At 51.1% G+C, this 21,371-nt stretch carries 18 protein-coding genes; 10 read left to right on the top strand and 8 right to left on the bottom strand.

The genetic code is table 11. The features are described 5' to 3' along the window. The first annotated feature begins 104 nt into the window (after positions 1–104). The 5 genes from ARC85_RS18645 to ARC85_RS18625 all read left to right on the top strand — a co-directional run bounded on the left by ARC85_RS18645 (position 105) and on the right by ARC85_RS18625 (position 4,774). Positions 105–1,037 (top strand): hypothetical protein, encoded by a 933-nt coding sequence (locus tag ARC85_RS18645; protein ID WP_286715804.1) that lies wholly within the window; start codon positions 105–107, stop codon positions 1,035–1,037. Continuing rightward, positions 1,037–3,097, top strand: a complete 2,061-nt coding sequence (locus ARC85_RS18640) for a hypothetical protein (protein ID WP_286715801.1) — start codon at positions 1,037–1,039, stop codon at positions 3,095–3,097. The genes ARC85_RS18645 and ARC85_RS18640 overlap by 1 nt, the downstream gene beginning before the upstream one ends. 4 nt (positions 3,098–3,101) lie before the next feature. Further along, positions 3,102–3,518, top strand: coding sequence for a hypothetical protein (locus ARC85_RS18635; protein WP_286715798.1), 417 nt, complete (start codon positions 3,102–3,104; stop codon positions 3,516–3,518). A 232-nt stretch (positions 3,519–3,750) separates the two neighbouring features. Continuing rightward, the gene (locus tag ARC85_RS18630; RefSeq protein ID WP_286715796.1) at positions 3,751–4,521 is read left to right on the top strand and encodes an ATP-binding protein; all 771 of its coding nucleotides are present in this window, start codon (positions 3,751–3,753) and stop codon (positions 4,519–4,521) included. A 13-nt stretch (positions 4,522–4,534) separates the two neighbouring features. Beyond that, complete coding sequence (locus ARC85_RS18625) at positions 4,535–4,774, top strand: hypothetical protein (protein ID WP_286715794.1); 240 nt, start codon at positions 4,535–4,537, stop codon at positions 4,772–4,774. A gap of 206 nt (positions 4,775–4,980) precedes the next feature. On the opposite strand, the gene ARC85_RS18620 is transcribed toward ARC85_RS18625, so the two are convergent. Together ARC85_RS18620 and ARC85_RS18615 are read right to left on the bottom strand one after the other, a co-directional pair. Further along, positions 4,981–5,238, bottom strand: coding sequence for an antitoxin (locus tag ARC85_RS18620; RefSeq protein WP_286715793.1), 258 nt, complete (start codon positions 5,236–5,238; stop codon positions 4,981–4,983). A 210-nt stretch (positions 5,239–5,448) separates the two neighbouring features. Next, on the bottom strand, positions 5,449–6,120 hold the full coding sequence (locus ARC85_RS18615) for an SOS response-associated peptidase (RefSeq protein WP_286715792.1): 672 nt from the start codon (positions 6,118–6,120) through the stop codon (positions 5,449–5,451). Between the two features lie 310 nt (positions 6,121–6,430). Here ARC85_RS18615 and gmtY point away from each other — a divergent pair, with 310 nt between their 5' ends. Genes gmtY through ARC85_RS19715 form a run of 4 tightly spaced genes read left to right on the top strand, consistent with a single transcriptional unit; the run spans position 6,431 to position 12,421 of the window. Next, on the top strand, positions 6,431–7,810 hold the full coding sequence (gene gmtY, locus ARC85_RS18610) for a gamma-mobile-trio recombinase GmtY (RefSeq protein ID WP_053114469.1): 1,380 nt from the start codon (positions 6,431–6,433) through the stop codon (positions 7,808–7,810). Continuing rightward, positions 7,800–11,618: a gamma-mobile-trio integrase GmtZ gene (gene gmtZ / locus ARC85_RS18605; protein WP_053114467.1), complete on the top strand. Its 3,819-nt coding sequence runs from the start codon at positions 7,800–7,802 to the stop codon at positions 11,616–11,618. Before gmtY ends, gmtZ begins: the two co-directional genes overlap by 11 nt. Then, positions 11,611–12,246: a gamma-mobile-trio protein GmtX gene (gene gmtX / locus ARC85_RS18600; protein ID WP_053114465.1), complete on the top strand. Its 636-nt coding sequence runs from the start codon at positions 11,611–11,613 to the stop codon at positions 12,244–12,246. The genes gmtZ and gmtX overlap by 8 nt, the downstream gene beginning before the upstream one ends. After that, positions 12,239–12,421, top strand: a complete 183-nt coding sequence (locus ARC85_RS19715) for a VPA1267 family protein (protein WP_053114463.1) — start codon at positions 12,239–12,241, stop codon at positions 12,419–12,421. The genes gmtX and ARC85_RS19715 overlap by 8 nt, the downstream gene beginning before the upstream one ends. 38 nt (positions 12,422–12,459) lie before the next feature. On the opposite strand, the gene ARC85_RS18595 is transcribed toward ARC85_RS19715, so the two are convergent. Continuing rightward, on the bottom strand, positions 12,460–12,606 hold the full coding sequence (locus tag ARC85_RS18595; protein ID WP_286715791.1) for a hypothetical protein: 147 nt from the start codon (positions 12,604–12,606) through the stop codon (positions 12,460–12,462). Positions 12,607–12,669: 63 nt separating this feature from the next. After that, positions 12,670–13,425: an SDR family NAD(P)-dependent oxidoreductase gene (locus ARC85_RS18590; protein ID WP_286715790.1), complete on the bottom strand. Its 756-nt coding sequence runs from the start codon at positions 13,423–13,425 to the stop codon at positions 12,670–12,672. Between the two features lie 140 nt (positions 13,426–13,565). On the opposite strand from ARC85_RS18590, the gene ARC85_RS18585 reads away from it, so the two are divergent. Beyond that, positions 13,566–14,459, top strand: coding sequence for a LysR family transcriptional regulator (locus tag ARC85_RS18585; RefSeq protein WP_353744317.1), 894 nt, complete (start codon positions 13,566–13,568; stop codon positions 14,457–14,459). Between the two features lie 78 nt (positions 14,460–14,537). Here the strand turns inward: ARC85_RS18585 and ARC85_RS18580 are convergent, their stop codons facing one another. The 4 genes from ARC85_RS18580 to ARC85_RS18565 all read right to left on the bottom strand — a co-directional run bounded on the left by ARC85_RS18580 (position 14,538) and on the right by ARC85_RS18565 (position 21,261). After that, the gene (locus tag ARC85_RS18580) at positions 14,538–16,979 is read right to left on the bottom strand and encodes an efflux RND transporter permease subunit (RefSeq protein ID WP_286715788.1); all 2,442 of its coding nucleotides are present in this window, start codon (positions 16,977–16,979) and stop codon (positions 14,538–14,540) included. 13 nt (positions 16,980–16,992) lie between these two features. After that, entirely contained in the window at positions 16,993–18,147 is a 1,155-nt protein-coding gene (locus tag ARC85_RS18575; protein ID WP_286715786.1) for a WD40/YVTN/BNR-like repeat-containing protein, read from the bottom strand. Between the two features lie 68 nt (positions 18,148–18,215). Continuing rightward, a complete protein-coding gene (locus ARC85_RS18570) occupies positions 18,216–19,583 on the bottom strand; it encodes a DUF1329 domain-containing protein (protein ID WP_286715784.1) in 1,368 nt (455 codons plus the stop codon). A gap of 52 nt (positions 19,584–19,635) precedes the next feature. Next, entirely contained in the window at positions 19,636–21,261 is a 1,626-nt protein-coding gene (locus ARC85_RS18565; protein ID WP_286715782.1) for a DUF1302 domain-containing protein, read from the bottom strand. Positions 21,262–21,371 lie beyond the last annotated feature (110 nt).

Raw genomic sequence — 21,371 nt, 5'->3', positions numbered from 1 at the left:
TGTGGCCTGACGGCCACTCGGAGGTGGGTCAAAATTAATGGCCAGTAGTGGGTCATTTTAATTGGCCATTAACACATCTCGCCAGCATTGACTGCCAAGACAGTATGCTAACGAAAAAAATTGGTACGAACCGCCTGATCGCCTATAAACAGCGCTCGTTGAATGAAATGCAAACACTCACTGTGCCTGGCGCATTCCGGAAAGAATGGCGACAAATGATCCGCCTTCGAGATCAGATAGCTAGCTGGTGCGGTAAAGATGCCCCAAGGTTTGGCCTTTTCACCGGCCGCGTCAACAACGCCGGAAAAAAAGGAGGTAAGAATGAGTTTATCAAACTTAGCGCCACAGACCTTTCATTATCATTGGCATGGCCCGATAACGGCCCACGCCAAACAACACGAACACCTCGAAAAATAAAGATCCAAAAACTTCTCGAAATATCAGGCGGAAACGTTAGCCTAGTTTCCGGAATGGTTTCGAACAGGCCGAGAACAATCCAAAAGCATTATGGGTTTAAGACGTTTGAGGATTCTGCCAAGCAAATGTCCGAATTCTTCAACGCGCTTAAGACCTCCGCAAATTTGAGGGTATCGGGGAGCCCTTCCGCCCCCATCGTTAGAACTGGCGAACGAATCCCTACCGGAAAATGCACCGCCACATCAGAAGATGATCGGGCTTACATAGACGGCATTGATGAGAGCCAAGCTCCCGACCTGACTTGCGGCGCGCCACTAGCCTGTTTTTTCTGCAAGAGTTTTGGCATTCTAAACGACTACGAAGACATCCATCGAATTTTGTCAGTCGCGGCCTACATCAAATTTGAAAGCAATCACAAATCTCAGGCAATTGAAATCCACGCAAAAAAGTTTCTTCCAGTGATCCATCGGATCGAAGAAATCATTGACTCATTCGAGCGTCGTGGTGAGACGGAAAAACAGATTGTCTGCCGAGCCCAAAATGCCATCGAAAAAGGAAACCTGGATTTATTCTGGCAATCTCAGGTCAATTCGCTACTGGACGCAATGGAGGTGACCTAATGGCATTTTTTATGCTCGGTAACACGTATAGAGATCGTGAGCCAGACCGCGTCGACGAGATCGGCACAGAGATCCCCCAAGATTTCATAGTATCTCGCAGAATTAACGGCAAGGCACTTTCGAGATTCCAAGATGACTCCTGGGATTTCACCCCCTACGGAGCCTCAACGATTTTTTACTTTGCTGCTTGGCAAGCCCAGGAATTTGATCAGCTGTCTCGCGTCATAACAGACGAAATAAAATCCATATTTTGGCTTTCAATGTTCAACCCAAGAATAGCTATAAAGAAGAACAAAAAAGCCACCAGCTATTATGCTTTCAATCTCGCCCTCAGAGCGATTGCCAAAATTGCTTATCACTGCAAAACTCCTCTAAGCCTCGCCCACTCAAACCTACGGTTCCAGGCGGCCCTCCAATCCTCATTTTTATTGAGCTCCGAGGACAACCCAAAAGCAACCTTGCATCATTCCAATCAAATTAAAGAGGTTATTAGGGTCTGTCATAGGGCGGCACACGATAGCTTATGCGATGGGCTGCCACATTGGAAAATTATTCCGGGAGACAGGTACGACGACTGGCTCAACAGGCTTGATGCCGCATCAAAATTCATCCACATCAATAAAAAAAAGACGCCATTAATACCCGCTCGTATAATGGCATTACTCCTTGAAGAGTCGGAAAAAGAACTGGATGGCGCGCTTCCTTACATGGAAAAGCTGGTTGCGTTTTTTGAGGCTGTTTATGAAAACCCCAACCTTTTTTGCGACCACAAGAATCACGCAGGCGCTGCAACAACTCGCATTAAAAGAAGTGGCCGCCCCAAACCTTCATATTCCACGTCTCAATTTGTATCGAGAGAAGAAACCCTGCGACGCTTTGGTATTGGAGAGTATTTACAGAAGAAGAACATTAGCTGGACCATACCAGCTATCGGAGCCCACCTGAGCAAGCTTCAGTCCCTCTCAGCAATAATCATACATCTCTATTCGGGAATGCGTCGAAGCGAGGTGGCAGCGTTGCCCTATGAGTGCTCCCATGTCGTCCACATTCCCGACTTTGGGAATGTGGACATTCTGTTGTCCCACACGAAAAAACTGGTCAGTACCAATTACTCAACCATGCTACCTTGGGTCACTTCGCCAGTTACAAAAAAAGCCATCAAGACAGCCCAATGCGTCGCTAGAATAAACTGGACTAGAAACCATCCCGACCCCTTCCCAAGCAAGAAGAGCAAGGTTCCACTCTGGCTTGCCGCCTCTTGGGCAAGCTGTAAGAGTCCCGTGAATTACGAGTACCCCGAGGCCTATCATTCGCTGGAGCTCGGAGACACCGTTAAATTGTTTAAGGGCATTGAGATCCGACAATCAGATCTCGATGAGCTGATTGCCTTCGATGCGTTTCGAAACTGGGACGAAGATCCAAAATTCACGGTTGGCAACCCTTGGCCATTCAGCTCACATCAAGCCAGAAGAGCTGTTGCCATATATGCCTCTCGCTCTGGCATGGTTTCTTTGCCGTCCCTAGCGACCCAATTTAAACACCTGTCACTCGTGATGACGGCTCTATACGCTGAAAATTCACCTTTTGCTGAGTCTTTTATTGTTGCTGAGGACGACGCCCATTTCGTCACGGAATTCCGAGCCTCAAAAAAAATCGATGACGCCATCTCTTTCGAAGAGCAAGTCATTGAGGCACACAACCCTCTCCTGGGAGGTCAGGGGAAGGTTTTCCAAGCCGAAAAACAAAGAAACTTACCCCACTTTTTAGATGACGCCAAAGCGATACAGCAAGATATAAAGGTAGGTAAGAGAAAGTTTGTCCCCTTACCTTCTGGCGGCGGATGCATGAACGAGACTGGCCCATGCGATAGTTATGGCATTGACTGGACGTTTCCATGCTATGGATGCGCCAAATCCATTTTTGAAGAGAATGTCTTGCAGGAAGCTGCGGCTAGCATAGAACTCTCGATGCAAGAGATGAGTCCCAGATCACTGGCTTATAAATTTAGCAGTGAAAGACTCAGCCTCATCAAGGCTCGAATCAACAACGAAGGGCAATGACATCATGAGAAGCAAAGCGCTAATTGAGTATTTTGATGCATTGCAGCGACTTCAGCAGGGCAAGCCTGAACGCATTGAGAAAGGCTCTCCAATAAACAAGGATAATGTTGCCAAAGAAGCTGGTCGCGCAAGAGGTAGCATCAGGGATCGCCCTGGATTTGAAGACCTTCTTACCGCCATCGAGACCGCCCAAAAACAACGACCCAGACGCCGATCCTCTCTCAACGAAAAGGAGCGCATTCATCGTCTAAACGAGAAACTCTATAGGTTGGAGCAGGAAAATAACCGTCTTAAATCTCGATATATGTCACTGCTTTATTTGAACCTGGAGATGGCCAAGAAGCTACATGCGGCAGGCATTGATACTCCAACGTTAGGCCGAGTAGTTGACTTGGAAATTGAGGATCACGTGGATTATTAACCGAGCGATCATTTTTGGCAAGTTGAAGTGTCGAGCACTAATCAGCTGACCTGCACCGCTCGATATGAGCCGCGCACCGCTCCGAATGTCGTCGAGATTTTATAATATAACAGGGTTTGCTGAGGGGTGGCAGCTTGCGAAAAATGGATTTCGGGTTGGGCTCTTAATATTAGCCCCTAACTCGGATACCGGCCACTTCGTCTCCATTCAGGTTATATTGGGGCAATTAACTGTGGGTATCGAGTGGCATTATTCGCGGACAGAGTTAGCAGCTAAAATCCTCAGCCTTTACGAAGTAGGCCTGTCCCAAGCTCTGACTCTATTCGCCCCCATCCACATGGGGAAAACAGAGTTTGTCCTTGTAGATTTCATCCCCAAAGCAACACAGTGTGGCTACATTCCCGTTTATGTGAACCTATCGGAGAACTCCGTTGATCCGGTCTTATCGCTCCTGGACGCGGTTCACGTGGCCCTCAACGAATCCAGCTGGTGGCGGCGAACAACACAGAAATTTGCCTACGCACGAGCACCTCTCCATGATCGGAATGCAATGAGCGTTTTGAGAGAGGCGCTCAATACTCTGGTCGCCAGACATGACCGCGTCCTTTTATGTCTCGATGAGGCCCAGCATCTGGCAGCCAAATCAGAATTCAAGGTCTTGGTGTTTTTCCTTCGGACGTTCCTTGAACAGCATCGCGAACGGCTCAAAGTCATGTATACCGGATCTAGCCGAGATGGTCTTCAAAAGCTGTTCAACGACCGAAAAGCCCCGCTATTCAAGAGCTCATCTCAGATCGATCTTCCGCAGCTGGGCTCGGGGTTCGTTGATCACATGCGTCAGTGTTACAAACAAGCTACCACTCATGATTTTTCCCTGCAGGATGGACTAATTGCTTTTGGCGCGGTGAACTATGTTCCAAGGGAATTTCGGTCCCTGCTTGACAGCATGATCGTCAGCGGCTCTCATGACATCATCCAGGAAGTTTCGACACGAAGGCGATAGTAGGTATTTCAACGTGACGGTAGAAGAACTGATCACACAGCTGCAAGCCCTTCCTCCAAAAACGCCAGTGCTGGTTGAGGGCTATGAAACTGGGTTTGATGGTATTGTGGATCTAGCGGAGCAACACGTCGCCCAGTACCGGAATGCGCAGGAGTGGGATGGTGAGTACCAGGCTCTGGATCGGTTCACCAAGCCAGAGCGCGTAGCCTTGAAAACGGTGGTAATCCTTGGGCGGAGAGGAGATCGAAGATAAAAGCCGTAAAAGAAAAAATTGTACAGCCCGCGTGATCTACTGGCCCGACGTGATCCAAAAGCCCCCATGCCCGAAGCGCTTCAGGACTGGGACAGAATGACGCCGGTTGGTCTAGAACAGGTCGTTATGAGGGATGGGAAGCCTCATCAATCTTCAACGCTAGGCCAAACCCCGTAGTTCCCGAAAGTCTGTTTCGAGCGCGAACGCTAGTTACTACAGTTACCACTGTCATCCGGTTCGGGTTGGTCACGATCTTCCAGAAAGTCGTCCGAAACACCGTCGTCGGATTCAAAGAACTCCTCCCAGACAGGGTCTGCTGGCCGATCATAGCGCTTGACGGAGTCTTTAAGGCGCTCCAAAGGCCCTAGCTCCGTCGGCAATAGTTCGGCGAGTTCGTCCGCATGGCTGGAATAGCGATTGAGATTATCGAGAAGCTCTTGCTCGGTAATGCGTTTTATCTTCACTGTGGTCGGCCTCCTGTTATTCAAAGGCAACACGATTGGTGTTTTGGCAACACAATTGGTGTTTGAGAGAGCAGCCATTCGTCGTTATTGAGTTTATATCGCTAAAAAACGTCAATAAGAACTGACCTCGATACTATAAGTGCTACAAAAATATTGGTTCGGGCTCCGCAGACCACATTAACACCAATTTTGTTGCCTGAACTTCTGTGCTTAGAGTGGGGCGATCAGAGAAGCCCCATTGTTATCGGGAGAGGTCCGGTTTACATCTGTTGAAACCGGCCAGTAAGCCAGACTATCCCCTGAAGTCCTCCTTATTCTCCCCTTCAGTTCATCAGCCGTTTGGGCGGGGTCGAGCCACTGACTCAAGGATCCTGGATGGACAAGCGTTGGCTGTCGGTCGTGTATGTGATGAATCTTCATAGTTGCTGGCTCAGTTATGATTGCCACCCGAAGGGAAGTACCCTCCACTGTTGGTGTATAGAGGCCAGCAAAGAATAGCGCTTCACCTCTTTCAAGATCTGGGCAGGTGATGTAGACGGGTTGTTTCTGGCCATTCTCCAATCGCTTCCATTCATACCAGCCGTTGGCCGGAATCACGCAGCGTTGCTGGTTGAAAGCTTCTTGGAAATAGCGGGACGTTTTGATTGATTCGATGCGAACATTGATGGGCGCTGGCGCCCTCTCATCGGCCCAGGAAGGTCGAAATCCCCACCAGGCATAATCAAAGCGAGGCTCCCCAGATAGAGATTGTCTAATGCTCGCAATCTGGGTACCGGGAGCAATGTTGTAACGGGCCACCATATTCCCGGTAGCCATTTGATAGTCCCAGTATCGCCTGGCAATGAGATTTAGGGGTGTATGAAATACAAAGCGTCCGCACATATTGAGTCTTTGCCCGTCGGGGGCCCTATCGGCAGCCTTCTAGAAACCTTGTCGTCCACGCCCGCTCATCGGATGTAGGGGACAGCTCATATTTTTTCACGACCCGCACAAATCTTGCCACATAGCCGCACTGGCCCGACGGCGGTAACCATTCATCTGGCCCGCGATGTTGTTTGCTGCTTAGTGGAATAGAAAAAATATCCTAAAAAGCATCAAAAACCTATGCCAGAAATCGAAACCTGGTTTTTCTTGAGCATACATGCATATATAGTGGAATTACGAAGGTACTATTTTACCAATTGGAAATTGCGTGCTGAACAGCGTCTGCATAGAGGCAAATATCAAAGTAGACAACACGGGGACGAAGATAAGTCTTCCGGTGATCGTCACCCAAGATGGTTTACTGAAAAGTTATTTGGATTATTTGATCGTTCATCGATACAAATCTCGGAGCTGGAAAGACAGGAGCGCGTTTGCGGTTCGACTCCTCATCGATTACACGAATCAGAATAAAGACTGCTTTGAAGCTCCTCACCAACTGTTTCGGGAGTTTTCAAACAGCCTCTACACCGGAACGATTGGCGAAGACGGTAGCGATCCGAGTTGGCTGCGGTGGAAACCACGCGAGGATAAGGACGCGAACTTTCTAATCAGCCTGATAACACAATACACAGACTGGCTCTCTGAGCAGTATGAAGAGAAAAAGCTTCAGATAAACCCAACGGTGAAACCTACTCGTTACGAGGAGTGGATGGGCCTCGCAGCCTTCTACCAAAAGAAACGGCGGGCTTTTCTTTCCCACCTTTGGGCTAACAAACCAGCCCCTGCTTATTTCCGGAAGGTTATGCCCAGGACGGTGTCGCGTTCTAACGACAATGAGGGTAAGAAAAGCTTTCCTCCTGGACGAATTGACGACCTCTTGTGGAATGGCCTTACGCGATATGGCTTTGAAACGAGCGACGTAGTTTATGAGCGCCTGGACCTGAAGAATGTGCTCATTACCATGCTGATGCATTACGGCGGACTCAGGCTCAGCGAGTGCTTTCACCTTTGGTTAGAAGATGTCGTGCCGTGGGAGGACGGAACCGCACTGGTCAAAATTTTTCATCCCGATAAAGGGCGGCCCTGTCCAAACGGCCCCAGCAGGCGCGAAGAGTTGCTCAACAAGTATGGGATGAAACCGCGATTTGAATATTCGAAATCCCATACGCTGCATGCAGGTTGGAAATCGCCCAAAGAGGACAATGAAAGTCGCCACTTTCTTCAGGTTTGGTGGTTTCCAAGAAGTGCTGGTGAAACCTTTAACGACCTTTGGCGGCTTTACCTGACCTACCAGCGATACCCCGATGGCGGTAAACATCCGTTTGCATTCACGACGCAATCAGGCGCTCCACACTCAATCAAAGGCTATAACCAATCGCTTAAAAGAGCCGTTGAGAGAATTGGTTTACCGTTTTCAAAAGAAGCGGGAACGACAGCACACGCCCACCGACACTCGTATGGGCAAGCTCTGGCTGATGCAAACGCTGATTCTCTGATCATTAAAAACGCCCTACACCATAAATCGATAGAAAGTCAGCAGGTCTACACCGAACTCACTGATACGCAGATGCGTGCGCATTTGAGCAGATTGTCGCCCGAGCACGGCTTAATTTCTCCAATCAAGAAAGGACTCACTCATGGCAACTAAGTACGCCACGCTCGCCGATGCATCAGAAGCCGCTCAGCGCTTGGAATTCAAAACGCAGCCGGAATACAAGAGGGACTACAAACAAGATCCGAAGCTGCCAGCAAATCCCAACCAACTCTATGCCGGAGATTGGGATGATTGGTATAGCTTCCTTGGCACTGAACACCCCGGTGAGAAGTACGCCACTGTCGCCGAGGCGTCCGAGGCCGCTCAACGCTTGGGATTCGAAATAAGAGATGAATACAACAAGGGCTACAAAAAAGACCCGAAGCTGCCAGCAGCTCCCGACAAACACTATGCCGAAGATTGGGCTGATTGGCCCAACTTCCTTCGCAATGAGCGCCCTAGAGAAAAATACGTGACGCTCGCCGAGGCGTCCGAAGTCGCTCAGCGATTGGGCTTCAAAACACGCACCGAATACCATGAGGGCTACCAAAAAGACCCGAAGTTGCCATCGAATCCCCAACGAAGTTATGCCGGAGAGTGGGATGATTGGTATAGCTTTCTTGGCGTTGAGCGCCCCGAGAGGTACGCGGCGCTTGCCGAGGCGTCCGAAGCCGCTCAGCGTCTGGGGTTCAAAACGCAGCAGGAATACTATGAGTGCTACCAAAAAGACCCGAAGTTGCCGTCCAATCCCTCTGTTTTCTATGCCGAAGATTGGGCTGATTGGTACAGCTTCCTTGGCAACGAGCGTCCCGAGAAGTACGCGACGCTCGTCGAGGCGTCAAAAACTGCTCAACGCTTGGGGTTAAAAACACAGGGGGAATACTATGAGGGTTACCAAAAAGACCCGAAGCTGCCAGCAACTCCCGATAAATTCTATGCCGAAGATTGGATTAGTTGGTACAGATTCCTTGGCACCGAACGCCCCGATGGGAAGTACGCGACGCTCGTCGAGGCGTCCGAAGCCGCTCAACGCCTGGGATTCAAAACGTCCACAGAATACTTTGAGGGCTACAAACAAGACCCGAAGCTGCCACGCCATCCCGACGGAACTTATCGCAGAAATTGGGGTGATTGGTATAGTTTTCTTGGCAATGAGCGTCCCAAAGAAAAGTACGCGACGCTCGCCGAGGCCTCCGAAGTCGCTCAGCGCTTGGAATTCAAATCAATTAAAGAATACCTGAAGGGCTACAAAAAAGACCCAAAGCTGACAGTATCTCCCTGCGACTTCTATGCCGAAGATTGGGATGATTGGTACAGCTACCTTGGCATTGAGCGTCCCGTGAAGAGGTACGCGACTCTCGCCGAGGCGTCCGAAGCCGCTCAATTCTTAGAGTTTAAATCAGGGGCGGAATACTATGAGGGCTACAAACAAGACCCGAAGTTGCCAGCACAGCCGAATAGAGCTTATTCCGAACATTGGATATCTTGGCCTCACTTCCTCGGCAATGAAAACGCCATTTATCGAGAACTGACCAGCAAATACCCCGAGTTTTGGAAGGCCATACAAAGTTATGTCGAGGCTGGTACAGGCCAATCCAACAAATACTCACATTTAAGAGCATTCCTTAGATTTTACGTGGACAAGTTGGGCTTTGTTGACGATCCGGGAGCCATGTTGTCAAGGGATATCCCGTTTAATGAGAGAGCGTACGAAAACTTTATAAATGCCACCGCAGATACTGTAAAAAAATCACGGCATAACGCCTGTTCCGCTTTTTTCGAGTGGATTTTGGAGACTTATTGCTCTGACGAGGACGATAACGGTGAGCTGATAGTTCTGCCCGGCTACCGCAATCCTCTTAGAACAGTTCTCAAGGGTTTGTTAGATCAGTTACCCAGTTACAAGCGCAGTGAATCAGACAAGCCTCCATTGCCCATGGATGCCATTGTACGAGCCAAGCAGCATCTGATTCCGCTGAAGGCGACGTCGTTTCGCGATCTCTATCAATTGCATCCCTTCCTCGAAGACTGCTGGTTCGGGGTTGATCCACAGTTAATTGATGACAACGATCCAAACTGCATTTATCGAGTGGTCCAAAAAGAGCGGAAGCGAGGTCGCAAGCGCTATATTGAAGAGGTGCACGAGTTATGGTCGCCCGTAAAAATTGTCGCAAACTACACATTGCTATCCATTCCGTTGCGAGGACAGCAAATCTGTTGGCTCGACAGCGGAGAGGGAGATGAATTTATTCCGTTATGGCGTGATGGGAAGGTTCACTGGATCGAAAATCCAAGTCAGCTTGCGACCCGAAAGCGGAATAAGGGCTTTATTCAGAAAGGGAACAATGACGGTGAGTTGAGCGCCTACATCACGACGAACAAAACCGGAAAGAAATTGGGCGGCTACGATATTCCGTTCATGCCGGAAGATCTGGCGTATTGGATTATCCAGCTTCGGGAGTGGCAATCCAAATACAACCCAATCGAAGAACTGACACTGTGGACGCAAATCAACCCGCAGCAAAGGATACACAAAGACATCCTCAAAAGGCGCGGTAAACAATCGTTCCTGTTCCGAGACCCGGCCTCACACGCCTGTGATGAGAAGGCGTCGCCCATGCGTACGACAACCGCGTTTACACGAACCCTGCCTGCTCTGTTGTTCCATAGTCAGAGGCCAGGCGCGGACCTCGCTGAGAAAATCGAAAAAAAGAGCAGCGTGGATTACAAGAGCCAATTTACACCTCATGCTCTCCGCGTCAGCCTTATCACTGCCTACATTGTCGACGGCAGAGCGCCCATAGCCGTGATTTCAAAGCTGGTTGGTCATTCCTCTCTGGTGATGACAATTTACTACACAAAGGTAGGAGCCAGCAAAATGCGGCTGGAGATGGCGGCGGCTGAAAAACGGGCACTTGAGCAGAGTCACTATCGTTACGAAGACCTCATCCTCCAGAAGAAAATCGAAGAGGCGCGTCCGGAATTAATCGCCACAGACCGACGCATCATGGATCAGTGTCTGACACCTAATTGGCCTTCTGGAGCCTTCCAACTTATGAGTTTCGGAATCTGCCCCATGAGCGGCAACAAGTGTGACGAAGGTGGCATGGCACTGGTTGAGCGGAAGGTTGAAGCACAGTACGCACCGGTGCCCAATGGCTACCTTGGGACTCGAAATTGTCCCCAGTGCCGCTTCTTCATTACCGGCCCGGCGTTTCTGGGCGGTTTGTCGGCCATTGCCAACGAAATCATTCTGGAAATCAATGTCACCCGCAATGAATACCACGAACTCGAAGAAAAAAGGCAGACGCTCGATGACGAGCGGTACGATGCCGAGTCTTCGGGACAGTTTTTTGGTAAAGAGCGAACGCTGAAAAAGATCACCTCGGCGTATGAGGAAAAAGCCAAAAAGCTCGACACGCTTCTCACGGATCTCCAGCACTTATACCGCCTGATTTCTCAATCTACCGAACTGCTGAAAACCTCCGAGACAGGCCAGCACCAGCTGATCGTCAGCGGCAATTACGTGGAAATGGAGATGCATTTGGAGGAGCAAAGCAGCGAATTTCGGTTGCTCGCTGAAGTCTGTGCCAACGCTGAAATTTACGAGAGTGCCAGTGCCTCCAGAGCACGCCCCCTGCTCAGTCAGATGCTCGACAAATTGGCGGACACCAATGGGATTGCACCCGCGATATTTCGGTTGACCGAGGATCAGCAGCTCAAAGCTGCCAATCAGGTCGTCCGGCTGATTATGCAAGTGACACAGAATAACTGGCACGTCGCTGACCAGTTGATCAATGGGCAAATCACCTTGGAAGATCTCGCCGAACCACTACAGCTAGGTGATGTGCGCCAAGAGATCGAGTCAGCCATGAACGGGTCTTTGAAATTCCCGCTAGAAATCGAGGGCTGCAATGAGTGAACCGAGCGAAGTCTACGAGGCCATACTGGGCCAACTGAAAAATTCTCGTTCCAGGAAGTCCCTGGAGGCCCTTCACGCCGTTTGCAAGGAACATCATGAGTCAGGCTCGGTTGATTTCAGAATCTCAACGATTGCGAAGCTTGGAGCCAGTCGTGGCGCTCCTAGCGAGCAGACCATCCGAAACAAAACCGGAGAACATTATAGAGCGGTCATTGAGGCTTGGCAGGCGCTTGGAGACCAGAAAAAGAAAGCGATCAAAGCACAGACCACGCCCTCGGGCGAGTACGATTGGGTTGATGAGGTAAGCAATAAAACTCACCGCTTCCTCATACTCGACCTGATTTCGAAGGTCCGTAAATTGAGGGCCGAAAATAAAAGGTTTGCATCGATCAAGAAATTGGAAATTGACTACCGAGCGGGTGCTGAAGACAAATCTGAATCGCGGTTACCGAGCCTGTTGAATCACGAGATTGATGCATTGAGAGACGCCATCTCTGAGGAGTCCCTTAAATTAAAGGGCTGGACTAAAACAGAACGTGGCAGCATCAAGGACCAAAACGGCAAGGTTGTCCTCAGAAACGGTTTTGTGGATGCCCTTGAAAAAGCGTTGAGTATCGGGAATGACTAACGGACAAGAGAAAGCTCGCGAAAACCTTGTTGCCTTTCAGCGTTGGACCGCTGCGAAAACCGATGACGATTTAAAGCAAATCGTCTTTCGGGGCCAGCTAAACCGTGGCGAAGTCGCCGCTTGCGGCGCGAGGGCAGAGCCCTCAATTAAAATCGAGGCTAAGTCCGTTTTTTGATAAAAGCGGACCTTTTTTGTCGCCGAGATTCCGGGAGATTAAGCACGCTGAGGTCGCAAAGCGAGCATCCGGTACGGGCGATCAAAGCTTTTGAGCACGTAGGTGTTATTCCGGTTAAAGGCGTCGGGCAGATACAAATGCCCGGCTATGTTGATGTCGTTGTTTGGAAATTTGACGGAGTTCATGCTTGGTTTCCTCTTAACGTGAACCGAATTCTTAGGAAGTTTTCCGGGGATAAGCCCTTTCAATTAGTGAGGCACCTGCGCATATGGGTAGATGGGCTCTTTCAGCTCCAAATGATTTTCGCCATTAATGATGCCCACGACCTGGTCGCTTTCAAAAAGCTGGTAAGCGTATTGAGCCAGTTGCTCGGCCGTAATGAAGGCGCTCTCCGGGAACAGATCATCGCCGTCGATCGCGCCTTTCTCGGATGAGTGCGTGACGAATTCGCTTTCGGTTGGTCCAGGGGCGAGAACTTTGGCACGCATGGATTTGCTCTGATCAGCCAGGCTCTGAGCAAGGCCCTCAGTAAATGACGCGACGTAAAACTTGGTGACCCAGTAGGTTACAGCGACATCAAACTGGGTATAGCCGCCGATCGATGATACGTTGAGCAACGTCGCTTCGGAGTCCGAGTAGTCTCGGGCGTAGTGTAAGGGCAACGTTGTCAGTGCCCGGACATTCAGATCCACCATGGTCTGGGCCTTGGCCAGATCCATCTCCCATGGCATCGCAAAATCACCGAAGCCGGCATTGTTGATCATCGCTTCAATGTCGAACGCTCGAAGTTTTTCATAAAGACGGTCCGCCGCTCCGTCGACGGCCAAGTCGCTCACCTTCACAATTACTTTGACTGAATAGCGGGACTCGATGTCCTGTTTGATTTTGTCCAGTTCATCCTGCCGCCTGGCGGTGATGACAAGGTTGTGGCCTTCAGCGGCAAACTGGTAGCTCAATGCCTTTCCGATGCCGGAGCTTGCTCCGGTAATAAGTACTGCTTTCATAATCTCTCTCCCGATTGTTGACCTGAGTGTCTTCTGGATTAGCCCAGTGGCGTTTTCCAATGAACACCACTATATCGGGGAGACATTAAGAAGATTAGGGGGCATAATCAAAATGCCTTTATCGGGATTTTTAATTAATTATGAAAGACAACCTCAATGAACTGTTCGCCTTCATGGCGGTGGCCAGAGAGCAAAGCTTCACTCGGGCCGCAGGAAAACTGTCCACCTCCCAGTCATCGGTCAGTCAGACGGTGAAAAATCTGGAGCAGCGTTTGGGGATCAGGCTGCTGTCGCGGACAACAAGGAGCGTCACGCTGACTGAGGCGGGGGAGCGGCTAAAAGCATTGGTCGAGCAACCATTGCAGGATATCGAAGCTGGGCTATCCCAAATCACAGAACTAAAGGAAAAGCCCGCGGGTACGATTCGCATCACTGCCGATGAATACGCCATCAGCGCCTTCATCTGGCCTCGGATCAGGGATTTTCTCTACCAGTATCCTGACATCACTGTTGAGCTAAGCATTGATTACGGTCTGGTGGATATCGTTGCAGAACGCTATGACGCCGGTGTAAGACGGGGAGGACTGGTCGAAAAAGATATGATTGCGCTTCCAATAAGCCCCGAAATACCGATGGTGGTTGTTGCATCGCCAGAGTATCTGCGCCAGCAGGGTGAGCCGAAAAAACCCCAAGATCTCACAGCAGACCATCACTGCATCAATCTACGGCTGCCTACGCACGGAGGCGTGTTTGCCTGGACCTTCAAAGATCAGGGACGGGAGCTGAAAATACGGGGAGAAGGCCAACTTATCTTCAACAGTATCCACCAGGTAATGGAGGCAGCTATTGCAGGATATGGGATGGCCTACTTACCTGAGAGTATGGCCAGAGCTCACATAAAAGACGGACACCTGGTGGAGGTGCTGGCGAACTTCCGTATGATTTTTCCTGGATATTACCTGTACTACACGAGCCGGCTCCAGTCGTCCCCGGCATTTTCCTTACTTGCCGATGCACTCCGTTATCGGCGGTAAGCGGTAAGTATGTGGTATGCAAAGGCGCTCAGCGGGAGAGTGCGCTGAGCTCTTCACAGTGTTCGTCCATCGGAGATGCTAGGACAAAACGGACCGTCTGGAGTCAAACCCGACAGAGGTTGGCTCTGCAGATCCGTTGCCGTCTTCCGCTTCACCCGGTTCCTCGCGGGAAGCGGGGCGTTTATTCAGCAAGGTAGCCAGGGCCGGGAGTAAAATCAGGGCGCCAATCATGTTCCACACAAACATGAAGGTCAGAAGTAACCCCATATCGGCCTGGAATTTAATGGGAGACATCACCCAGGTGCCTACCCCGATACCCAGCGTTAGCCCGGTGAAAGCAACGGCTTTGCCGGTGGTTCTCAAGGTATTGAAGTACGCATCATGGAATGACTGGCCTTGCTTGAGGAAATATTCCAGCTTGCTGTAGATGTAGATGCCGTAGTCCACACCAATTCCCACACCCAATGCAATGACTGGCAGCGTGGCGACCTTCACCCCAATACCGAGTTTCGCCATAAGGGCCTGGCACAACAGTGAGGTCAGGGCCAGCGGGAGGAGAATGCAAAGCACTGTGCGCAGTGACCGGAAGGTCAGAAGACACAGAATACCGACGACACCGTAAACCCAGGCGAGCATCCAGTACTGGGCTTTCGCGATAACAATATTCGTTGCCGCCTCAATGCCGGCATTCCCGGCCGCCAGTTCGATTTCAATGCCCTCAATCTCCGAGAACTCCGATTTGAACGCTTCGGCTTCAGCGACCACCGACTCAAGGGTCTTCGCCTTGTGATCGTCCAGATAGACGAATACCGGCGTCAGGCTGCAGTCAGCGTTGATCGTGCCCGGAGCCGCCTTGATCGAGGCCTGGTCAAGCAGCTGTTGATTGCGGTTAAGGGCGAGCCACTTGATATTGCCCTCGTTATAGCCTGCCATCATTTGCTTCGTATGATTAACCAATGACCGAGACGATTGAACGCCCGGGAGTTGTCCCAGCCGCCACTGTAATTGATCAATCACATCCAGTGTCTGGTAATCAGAACATTGGTCCTTAGCGGTTTGAACCATGACGACAAAGATATCTGTACTGGTGCTGTAATTCTCCGTAAGGAATGCGTTGTCACGATTGTAGCGGGAGTCTGGGCGTAGCTCCGGTGCTCCGGCGTCCAGATCGCCAATTTTCAGGTCCTGACTGAGATAAACGCCAGCGGCTACGAGGATGAGCGCAGTGGCAAGGACCGCCTTGGCTCTGGAGGGATTCGTGAGTGAGGCAAGAAAGTGCCAGACAGGATGATGGTCCGGACGCTCATTGGATTGCTGACGTTTGATTGCAGCCTGGCCGATTCCGATATAGGACATCATCACCGGCAAGAGAACCAGGTTGGTCAGAATCAGCACAGCAACTCCGATGCTGGCGGCGATAGCCAGATCCTGAATCACGGCAATATCGATGACCATGAGGGTGGCAAAACCCACTCCATCGCTGACTAGAGCGATGATGCCAGCAACATAGAGGTTGCGGAAAGCCAGCCGTGCAGAACGCTCTTTGCCGGCGCCGAGAAACACTTCATGGGCAATGGCATTCACAATCTGTACGCCGTGGCTGACCCCGATGGCAAATACAAGAAACGGAATCAGGATCGAATAGGGGTCCAGTCCGTACCCGAGAGTTTTTAGCAGCCCTAGTTGCCATACAACCGCCACAACCGAGCACAAAAGGATGGACAACGAGCTCCGGAGGCAACGGGAATAAGCGTAGAGCAGCACGAGGGTGATGAGCAGTGCAAGGCCGAAGAACATCGCTACCAGATAAATGCCATCAATTAAGTCACCGACGACTTTGGCAAAACCGGTAATATGGATGCCTATATTCTCGCTCTGGAACTTATCACGTATTCGCTCTTCAAGTTGATTGGACAGTTCCTGGTAATCGATGGCGTCGCCGGTCTCCGGGTTGAGCTCCATGAGAGGGGCATAAATCATTGCGGAACGAAAATCGTTGGCCACCAATGCGCCAACCTGACCCGATTTGAGTATATTAGATCTCAGGTTTTCCAGTTCCTCCTTTGAGCCATCGTAACTTGGACCCACAACGGGACCACCGGTGAAGCCCTGTTCAGTCACCTCGTTCCAACGTATGGCCGGTGACCAGATCGACCGCAGTGCCGATCTTTCTACACCCGGGATGTAAAAAACTTCCTCGTGGACCTGTCTCAGCGTTTCCTGAAAATCCGGGGAGAAGATATCGCCTTGTTTTGCTGAAACCACCACCCGAAGGGCCTGGCCCAGGCCCTGCAGGTCCTGCTTGTGTTCCAGATAACTCTCCACATAGGGATGGCTGGTTGGAATCATCTTTTCAAAACTGGCATCCGGCTCAATCCGGCTAGCCTGAACAGCAAGGTATATAGTCAGTAAGAGGAAGGTGAGGATGAGAATTGCTCGGTGACGGAACACGAATCGCTCGACTCCGGCTTCCGAGTCGGCGACCGGATGTCGCAGATGATGTTCTAAATTGGAGTTCATGACTGTAGCTCCCTTATTGATCGTGGGTCAGGGGTTGAGCCTGAATGCCACCCAATCCGACGGTTAGAAGTTCCGTCTCCAAGGAAATAACTTGGCTTAAGGGAAGGCGATTGTCGGCTTGCCGGATTTCACCAACGTGACCGTTCCGGTCAATGAATACAGTTACCCCCTGTGTACCTACCAGGACGGCCGTACCATCCGGCAGTAGGGTGCCGCCAAACAACGAGGAACTGGTGCCGGTCTCAATCTCGGTCCAACTGTCTCCGCCATCCAGAGACTGGAAAACGTGGCCGCGCAAACCGAAGGTGATAAGACGACCGTCTCCGCTGCCCAGAATCCCAAAAAGTGAGCCATCATATGGGCTATCAAGCCGCTGCCAGGTTTGACCATTGTCGGTGGAGCGGAACAGGGCTCCGGCTTCGGCGGTGATGTACAAAGCCTGACCAATTTTGCGAATGCTATTGAGGTGCAGAGAGTAGGGGTTGTCCAGCCGGTCGAACCAGGGGGTCCAGCTCTCGCCGCCATCAATTGTTCTGAGAATCAGACCAAAGGCACCGATTACAAAGCCCTCTTGCTCATTCTGGAACCAGACATCCAGAAACGGGCGGCTGGCGCCTTCTTCGAGAAAGCTGATCGCATCCTGCGCGCCGTACTCGGCGGCCTCAAAGGCCTCCTGGCGCGCGGACGTTTCTTCCGGCGCAGCATCGCTCAGGGCTTGTTCGGCCTGCGCCCGCAGGGCTGTCGCATGTTGCGCCATCAGCTTATTGGCTTCGAAACCGTTTAGCTGAGTGTGCCAGGTGAGCCCGCCGTCTTCCGTTTTAAGCACAACGCCGTCGTGTCCAACCGCCCAGCCAATGTTGGAATCTGCGAAGAAGCAACTGGTGAGGGTGGTACGGACCGGAACTGCGCTTTGTTCCCAGCTCAGGCTGTTAAGGTTGTCCGTCCAGATGATGTGCCCCCGTTCGCCTACTGCAAACAGCCGGTCTCCCGTCCGTGTTATATCGAGAACCAGAGAGTGTTCGGCCAGTTCGGTGGGCCGGGCGGGGGTTTCAAGCGCGTCCCCTTGTGTGAAGGCGGGAGTAGAATAGCTCCATGCGAAACACAGCGTGGATATCCATACCGCCGTCAACAACCGGGTACCGTGGCGCCGAAAAGTTTGATCAGTCATAACCATCGCTCATTCTTGTTGTGGAAACCGGGCCGCAGATCGGCCCGGAGCGATCATCAGAATTTGTTTTATCGGCGGCTCATTTTTCGAACCTGTGCGGGTGTATAGAAGTTGTCGTCTTCCCCTTCGTAGTACCGTACTGGCTCCAGATCAACTTCGTTGAATGCGTATGCTCCGTTTTGCAGGTCTGTATGCCAATAAGAACGAATAGCAGTGACCGGCACGTCATACGCATTAAGGAAATTGGAGAAACCTATACGCCATAGGTTGTCACGACCGTCATAGATATCAGTTGCTGCTATTGCCCAGCTGTCCTCATCCACATAAAACGTGCGTTTATGGTACACATGTCGGGCTCCCTCTTTGAGTTGGGCTTCGATAACCCAAACTCTGTGGAGTTCCCAACGAGCTAAGTCAGGATCAGGAAAATGCGGAGTGGCTATTTCCATAATTGAGTCTAGGCCTTTTTGAGCTTCAAGCAGCATTCCATTATTATTGTAGGGAATGTAAATCTCTTTTTTGCCAATTAGTTTGATGTTGTAACGATCTGGTGTTCCGTTGAACATAAAGGCATCGTCATAGGTAGCCTGGCCGGCAAATTGTGCATTTGGAGTATCATGGCTAATGGTAGGGGCGCGACGAACACGACGCTGACCAGGAATATACTGCCAAGCCTGTCGGGGAGAGATTGCAGAATTGAGTGGGTCACGTAACAGAATTACTTCACCTTTGCGCCGCACAGGAAGGGAATATTGGAGCATTAGGTGCCAGATATCGCCTTCGAAGCTTTCGAGGGTTCCTGCGGGGTTATGGTAGGGATACGATTCCCACATTTCGCCCTGTCCAACGGTGACTTCACCGTTCGGGTAAACTGTCAGGTTGGCGTAATTTTTCTTGGTACCGCTGCCAAGCCAGCGCAGGTTGTGATTCCAGAGAACTTCGAAGCCATTTTGAGGAATCGGGAACGGGTAACCGCCGTAGGCCTCGATAACACCGCTGCCGTCTTCGGTTAGGCGGGTCCGGGTGGCATTCTGTCGGGTGAAATCATAGACAAATTGTGGCGCTGCCGCTGTTCGATGGGTTGGATAGACCGGCATCCTGAAATCAGGATAACGCTCGAACAAACCGATCTGTCCGGCAGTCAGGCGATCAGCATACTGCTGGTAGTTTTCGGCCGTGATGGTGAAAAGAGGAGACTCGTCGGCAAACGGATCAATGCGCGGACCGCCCGGCTCGTAGCCCGGAGGTGGCGTGGTCATTCCGCCAGTCCACTCGGGGATCGTTCCATCGGAGTTGCCGGCCCGTTCCGCGCCTACGGGCGTCAATTCATTACCGAGTCGTGCAGCCTCATCTGGAGACACGGCAGCGATGGTTTGGCCAGCACCAATGACCAGAGCGAGCAGCGGTATAGTAATTTTCAGCTTGTGAATACTCATTTGAGAACTCCTTTCCGGATCTTTTCCGGATCGTTATTGTTGGTTGGGAAAGTTAAAAGCGATATTTGTAATACAGAGACGCGTAATCACGGTCCGCATTCAGGTGTTCCAATTCGAGACGGCCTTTATCTTCGAGAATGTCAGTGGGGCTGGTCAGGAACCAGGTGTAGCCTGCGCCAAAGCTGTGTCCCCCAGTGTAAATAAAGTCCGCTGTCAAGCCTGCTACCCGGTTTCCCTCCACGAACGTAAACGGCACTGCAGAGACCCCGTTGAAGTCATCCCGATAGGTAAGACTGACGTTCAGGTCCAGTCCGCTGGCAACGGTGAAGTAGTCTGCCGATAGCCGAGCGATGGCGCTTGAAGCACTGCGATCACCGTGCAGGGCCGAGGAAATGTCGGAAAGGTCCAGGTCAAGGTTGTTCTGGGCGAATCCGTCTTTATCCAGATCGAGAACGCGGTTGTGGGCTACTTCAGCTAACAGGACGAGATTGTCCCAGAATGCGGAGCTGCCAAAGATATGTACGGCAGACACCTGGGCTTGGAGTGTATCGGCTTCGCTATAGTAAAACGCCTGGCCATCGGGGTGGAAACCGTTCAAGCGAACAGGCTGCCCATTACGAAAATTAACCTCGCCACTAACGTTAGTATCACCGAAGACCGTTCCGAAACTTGCGCCAATCAACTTGACATCTTCGAAATGCTCAAGCGTGGCATACGAGCCAAGACCCTGAGATGGGGCAAATTGGATGGAAGGCATAAAGTCATTAAAGTTCAGGTAATAGAGACCAAACTCCGTATGGTTAAGTGATTCCGCTAGGTAACGCATGGCTACCCCATATTGACCTTCATCAGGCTTGTCGCGCCTCACCTCGAACGGGAAGGCTCCACTGACCGGCAGATCGACGATATCTCCCGCCGCTTTCGGGCCAAACGCCTCTAGCAAGTTGAAATAAGTACCTGGTGAATCAATACGCGTTTCTTCCCATTCATACTGGTAGTAGGCACTCACTGAGAGACTGTTATTTAGGTCGAGCGAAGCATAAACTTGACCGACGGGAAGGAATATGTCCTTAAGTTCAAGGCTGGGGGTGTTTGCTTTGGTGGCATCTACAGGGCCCTGAGCAGACGAGATTCCGCCACCGAGAAAAACGCTCTCACCCCAGCTGACGACTTGGCGACCGAGCCTGACATCAAGCATGCTTTCTCCCAGACCAATAGACTGATAGAGAAACGCATCCAACAATTCGATTTCCGAGCGGTGGAGTTCAATGCCATCCTTCTGAAATGGCTTGGAGGTCCCTACTCCAAGTATTGGGTTACTCTGCTCTGCCAAGGCTCTGTCATCATAGACCTCGTCATACCAACCACGTGCTCGCAGAAAAACACCTCCTGAACCGTAATTTATGTCCAGATCCGACCCAAAGCTGACTCGATTCTGGATCATGTCACCCTTATCAAAGTTACGATTGCCGTCGTCAGTGACTAAAGCGACGATTTGATTTCCGCCGGCCGAAAGTACTTTGGAGTCCTGACGCTCCATCCGCCACTGGGCGTCGTAACCCAGGGTGGTATCCAGATCTACGGAAACGCCACCACCTGGATCGAACGACAGAGCATGAACTGGCAGATGCACTGCAGAGGCTATCGCAGCAACGAGAGTTGCATGTACTCGCTTCATAGGGGACCACGTCTTTATTGTTATCGAACGGTTTTGCCAAAACGGGGTGCTTTGGCTCAGTTTCAAACTAACAAAGCGAGGCTGGCGCCCAACCATCCGAAAGGATGGAT

Origin of the sequence: Marinobacter sp. tcs-11, from assembly GCF_002049515.1 — a bacterium.
GTDB lineage: Bacteria > Pseudomonadota > Gammaproteobacteria > Pseudomonadales > Oleiphilaceae > Marinobacter > Marinobacter nauticus.
The sequence above is the reverse complement of the archived record's forward strand: the minus strand, read 5'-3'. Positions and strand labels throughout refer to the sequence as shown.